Raw genomic sequence first — 4,704 nt, forward strand, 5'->3', positions numbered from 1 at the left:
AAGGCGAGGGTCGCGAGTTCGAATCTCGTTTCCCGCTCCAGTTTCGGTACTTCCACTACGGTGGAGGAGTAGGACAGCGAGGGTCGCGAGCCGGTGCGCCGGTCCGATCGAATCTCGTTTCCCGCTCCAAACGTCTCCAAGCAGCACCAATACGTCCCATTCGTCTAGTGGCCCAGGACACCGCCCTTTCACGGCGGGAACAGGGGTTCGAACCCCCTATGGGACGCCATTTCGCTCGCGTTGTGGCACCAGACAAGCTTCCCGTTCCAATCGTGCCCCTGCCGATAGCTGTCCGCCCTTCAGTACGCCCAGACGATTGCCATCAGCAGCCCCCAGGCGAGCACGCCGGCTGCCATGATGGTGTAGGTCGCCGACATCGCCGCCATGTCGTCATCCCGTTGCTGACACAGCCCCTGTAACCCGTGATAGATCAGGCTGCACGAGATGCACAGCGCCATCAGCACGGCCAGCACATTGAGCAGCAGGCTGGGGACCGCCAGCACCACGGAAGACGCCCAGAGGGGCAGCGGGGCCAGCGCGGCCAGCAGGTAGGCGTCATGGTAGCTGATCGACATTCCGTAACCGTTGACGACCGAATGGATGAGCCAGCCCATGACGAAGAAGGTCAGCAACTCCGCCAGAAACAGGATGGTGGTGATATGGCGCCAGGGACGATCGGCGAAGCCGGGGATGAACTCGTCGCCGTAGTGGGTGCCGGCATAGTAGAGCATGATCGGCGGCAGCAGTGACAACGGCACCACGACCAGCCAGGCGACGGCGGGAATCGATACCTGTCGTTGCTGGAGCTCCTTCCAGCCCGCGGTGCGGGAGAAGGGCAGATAGAGAATGGTCGAGAGATTCATGGGATGCCTCCGGTGACACGCCGCCGATTTATATCATGTTATGATATTGACTAGTTGCCATGCTCCAGCGTGTCAAGGAGGCCACCATGTTCGGCCAGGGTAATCCGCCCTTCGACGTTCTGACCAAGCAGGACTTCGAGCGACTTTCCCAGTTCCGCCATCGGCTGCGCTGTTTCCAGCGCCACAGCGAGGACATCTGCCGCGAGCATGGCCTCACCTCGCTGCAGTATCAGCTGCTGCTGCACCTGAAGGGGTTCGAAGGGCGCGAGTGGGCCACCGTGGGTGAGCTGGCCGAGCGCCTGCAGGCCAAGCATCACGGCACCGTGGCGCTGGTCGGGCGCTGCGAGGAGGCGGGACTGGTCGAGCGTCGCCCCGGCCGGGCGGATCGACGACGCATGGAAGTGCATCTCCTCGAGAAGGGCGGCGAACTGGTGGAGCGGATCGCCGCACGGCATCAGCCTGAATTGGGTTACCTGCAGCAGGAGCTTCACCTGCCGCGCGGCAAGGGCAAGCCTTGAAGTTTCTGCTCATACCCCAATGTCCAGAGGCTGTTTCGTTGATATGGCTCAACAACCGAGGGGATCGCCCATGGCCGAACCGGCACTGTCCATCCGAGACCTGACCAAGGTCTACGGCAATGGCTTCCAGGCCCTCAAGGGCATCGATCTCGACGTCGCCGAGGGCGACTTCTTCGCCCTGCTGGGCCCCAATGGCGCCGGCAAGTCCACCACCCTGGGGGTGGTCTGTTCGCTGGTGCAGAAGACCGCCGGTCGGGTCACGATCTTCGGTATCGACATCGACCGCGACTTCGCCCGCGCCAAGTACCACTTGGGTGTAGTGCCCCAGGAGGTCAACTTCAACCAGTTCGAGAAGGTCATCGACATCGTGCTGGCCCAGGCCGGCTACTACGGCATGCCGCGCCGCGAGGCCCTGCCGCGGGCCGAGCAACTGCTGAGGGACCTCGGCCTGTGGGACAAGCGTAACGGCAGCGCGCGCATGCTCTCCGGCGGCATGAAGCGCCGGCTGATGATCGCCCGGGCCCTGATGCACCGGCCGAGGCTGCTGATCCTCGACGAGCCCACCGCCGGGGTGGACATCGAGTTGCGCCGCAGCATGTGGGAGTACATGCGCCGCATCAACCGCGAGGAGGGCACCACCATCATTCTCACCACCCACTATCTCGAGGAAGCCGAGAGCCTCTGTCGCAACGTGGCGATCATCAACCACGGCGAGATCATCCGGAACACCAGCGTGCGCGACCTGCTCGCCGAGCTCGATACCGAAACCTTCCTGCTCGACCTGGCTCATCCCGTGGCCGAGGTGCCGACGATCGAGGGCTTCGAGGTCCGCCAGGTGGACAGTGCCCAACTGGCGGTGGTGGTGCGCCGCGGCCAGCGCATGAACGACATCTTCACCGCCCTGGGAGAGCAGGGCATCGAGGTGGTCTCCATGCGCAACCGCGCCAACCGCCTCGAGGAGATGTTCGTCTCCATGGTGGAGCAGGGTAACAGCGACAAGGCGGCTGCCGAGGCGCTGGAGGCGCGCGCATGAGCCCGACCCAGATCGCCATCGCCCTCTGGACCCTGGTGCACAAGGAGACCAAGCGTTTCACACGGATCTGGCCCCAGACCCTGCTACCGCCCTCGATCACCATGACCATGTACTTCATCATCTTCGGCAGCCTGATCGGTTCGCGTATCGGCGAGATGGACGGCTTCAGCTACATGGACTTCATCGTCCCCGGGCTGATCATGATGGCGGTGATCACCAACAGCTACTCCAACGTGGCCTCGAGCTTCTTCTCCAACAAGTTCCAGCGTTCCATCGAGGAGATGATGGTCTCGCCGATGCCCAACTGGGTGATCCTGTGCGGCTTCGTGCTGGGTGGCATGGCCCGCGGCCTGGGGGTCGGGGTGATCGTCACCCTCGTCTCGCTGTTCTTCACCCGCATCAGCCTGGTGCACCCGCTGCTGACCGTCGGGGTGGTGGTGCTGACCGCGGCGCTGTTCTCCATCGGCGGCTTCATCAATGCGCTGCTGGCCGACAAGTTCGATGATATCTCCATCGTGCCGACCTTCATCCTCACGCCGTTGACCTACCTGGGTGGGGTCTTCTACTCGATCTCGCTGCTGCCGAACTTCTGGCAGGGCGTGTCGATGCTCAATCCCATCCTCTACATGGTCAACGTCTTCCGCTACGGTTTCCTCGGGGTGTCCGACATCCCGGTGGTCTGGGCGCTGGCCGCCATCGTCGCCTTCATCGCGGTGCTCTTTACCATCGCCCTGTGGATGCTCGAGCATGGCAAGGGCATCAGGAGTTAAGCCTATGGATCGTCCCGACACCCTCGAGCACGCCCCGCTGGGGCGCGAGTCCGCCTACCCGGAACGCTACGACGCCGGGCTGCTCTATCCCATCGCCCGCGCCGCCAACCGTGCGCCGTTGGGTATCGAGGAAGGCGCGCTGCCCTTCGTCGGTGAGGACGAGTGGCACGCCTTCGAGGTCTCCTGGCTCAACGCCCGAGGCAAGCCGGTGGTCGCCGTGGCGCGCTTTCGCCTGCCGGTGGACTCCCCCAACCTGATCGAGTCGAAGTCCTGGAAGCTCTATCTCAATGGCTTCAACCAGACCCGCTTCGACAGCCGCGAGCGGGTGATCGATACCCTGGTAGCGGACCTTTCCGCCGCCGCGGGTGCCCCGGTCTCCGTCGAGCTGCTCGATGTCGACGACGAGGCGCTCGCCCCCCGACGCCTGCCCGGCGAGAGCCTGGACGACCTGGACATCGAGGTCAGCGACTACACGCCCAGCGCCGATCACCTCAAGGTGGGAGTGGAGATCGTCGAGGAGACGCTGTATTCGCACCTGCTCAAGTCCAACTGCCCGGTCACCGGCCAGCCCGACTGGGGCAGCGTGCTGATCCGCTACCGCGGGCCCAGGCTCGACCGCGAGGGGCTGTTGCGCTACCTGATCGGTTATCGCCAGCACCAGGACTTCCACGAACACTGCGTCGAGCACATCTTCACCGACCTGATGGCCCGGGCCCGCCCCGAGCGGCTGCTGGTGCTGGCGCGTTACGTGCGCCGTGGCGGACTCGACATCAGCCCCTGGCGCGGCACCCCCGGCGAGCGTCCCCCCGAGCCGCTGCGGCTGGCGCGCCAGTAGTGCCTTCGTTAGAGTGCGACAATACCTCAACAGGAGAGCGACATGGACGCGATGACGCTGCTGCACGAACGCAGCTCCATGGGCAAGTTGACAGGGCCGCCGCCGGGTCCCGAGCAGCTCGAGGCGATCTACCGGGCGGCGCTGCGTGCCCCGGACCACAAGGAGCTGCGCCCCTGGCGCTTCATCGAGTTTTCCGGCGAGGGCCTCACGCGGCTGGGCGAGCTGTTCGCCGAGGCCGAATTCCGTGAGGATCCGCATAGCGAGGACGCGACCCTTGACGCCGCGCGCAAGAAGCCGCTGCGCGCGCCCATGATCATCGCCGTGATCGCCAGGGTCACCCCGGATGTTCCCAAGGTGCCGAAGATCGAGCAGGTGATCTCGGCCGGCTGTGCCGCCCACGGCATCATGCTCGCCGCCCATGCCCTGGGGCTCGGTGCCATGTGGCGCAGTGGCAAGTACGCCTTCGATCCCACCGTACGCAAGGGGCTCGGCCTGGGTGAGGACGACGAGATCGTCGCCTTCCTCTACCTGGGCCAACTCGCCGGCCGCCACAAGCCGCTGGCCGAACACCGGATCGATGACTTCCTCGAGCACTGGAGTTAGCAGCCTGTCGGACTTAACGCTGATCTACTGCGAAACCCGGGGTTTCGGCCAATTTCATTCGATCTGATTCGTTAAATAGCGC

The 4,704-nt window shown here is 64.5% G+C and carries 6 protein-coding genes and 1 tRNA gene; 6 read left to right on the top strand and 1 reads right to left on the bottom strand.

The features are described from left to right. Window positions 1-153: 153 nt before the first annotated feature. A tRNA-Glu gene (locus C1H66_RS07495) sits at window positions 154-229 on the top strand. A gap of 70 nt (window positions 230-299) precedes the next feature. Here the strand turns inward: C1H66_RS07495 and C1H66_RS07500 are convergent. Next, entirely contained in the window at window positions 300-863 is a 564-nt protein-coding gene (locus C1H66_RS07500; RefSeq protein ID WP_102627281.1) for a Yip1 family protein, read from the bottom strand. 59 nt (window positions 864-922) lie between these two features. Here C1H66_RS07500 and C1H66_RS07505 point away from each other — a divergent pair, with 59 nt between their 5' ends. The 5 genes from C1H66_RS07505 to C1H66_RS07525 all read left to right on the top strand — a co-directional run bounded on the left by C1H66_RS07505 (window position 923) and on the right by C1H66_RS07525 (window position 4,622). Then, complete coding sequence (locus C1H66_RS07505) at window positions 923-1,381, top strand: MarR family winged helix-turn-helix transcriptional regulator (RefSeq protein WP_240618244.1); 459 nt, start codon at window positions 923-925, stop codon at window positions 1,379-1,381. A 70-nt stretch (window positions 1,382-1,451) separates the two neighbouring features. Beyond that, a complete protein-coding gene (locus C1H66_RS07510; RefSeq protein WP_102627282.1) occupies window positions 1,452-2,414 on the top strand; it encodes an ABC transporter ATP-binding protein in 963 nt (320 codons plus the stop codon). Further along, a complete protein-coding gene (locus C1H66_RS07515; RefSeq protein ID WP_102627283.1) occupies window positions 2,411-3,184 on the top strand; it encodes an ABC transporter permease in 774 nt (257 codons plus the stop codon). Before C1H66_RS07510 ends, C1H66_RS07515 begins: the two co-directional genes overlap by 4 nt. A gap of 4 nt (window positions 3,185-3,188) precedes the next feature. Continuing rightward, window positions 3,189-4,019 (top strand): NADPH-dependent 7-cyano-7-deazaguanine reductase QueF, encoded by an 831-nt coding sequence (gene queF / locus C1H66_RS07520; RefSeq protein WP_102627284.1) that lies wholly within the window; start codon window positions 3,189-3,191, stop codon window positions 4,017-4,019. Window positions 4,020-4,061: 42 nt separating this feature from the next. Further along, window positions 4,062-4,622 (top strand): nitroreductase family protein, encoded by a 561-nt coding sequence (locus tag C1H66_RS07525; RefSeq protein WP_102627285.1) that lies wholly within the window; start codon window positions 4,062-4,064, stop codon window positions 4,620-4,622. The last annotated feature ends 82 nt before the right edge of the window (window positions 4,623-4,704 follow it).

It is taken from the genome of Halomonas heilongjiangensis (assembly GCF_002879645.1).
Classification (GTDB): domain Bacteria; phylum Pseudomonadota; class Gammaproteobacteria; order Pseudomonadales; family Halomonadaceae; genus Halomonas; species Halomonas heilongjiangensis.

Bases quoted from the DNA above. Each gene is read 5' to 3' on its own strand.
- C1H66_RS07500 (WP_102627281.1), bottom strand. From the start codon at position 863: ATGAATCTCTCGACCATTCTCTATCTGCCCTTCTCCCGCACCGCGGGC.
- C1H66_RS07505 (WP_240618244.1), top strand. From the start codon at position 923: ATGCTCCAGCGTGTCAAGGAGGCCACCATGTTCGGCCAGGGTAATCCG.
- C1H66_RS07510 (WP_102627282.1), top strand. From the start codon at position 1,452: ATGGCCGAACCGGCACTGTCCATCCGAGACCTGACCAAGGTCTACGGC.
- C1H66_RS07515 (WP_102627283.1), top strand. From the start codon at position 2,411: ATGAGCCCGACCCAGATCGCCATCGCCCTCTGGACCCTGGTGCACAAG.
- queF (WP_102627284.1), top strand. From the start codon at position 3,189: ATGGATCGTCCCGACACCCTCGAGCACGCCCCGCTGGGGCGCGAGTCC.
- C1H66_RS07525 (WP_102627285.1), top strand. From the start codon at position 4,062: ATGGACGCGATGACGCTGCTGCACGAACGCAGCTCCATGGGCAAGTTG.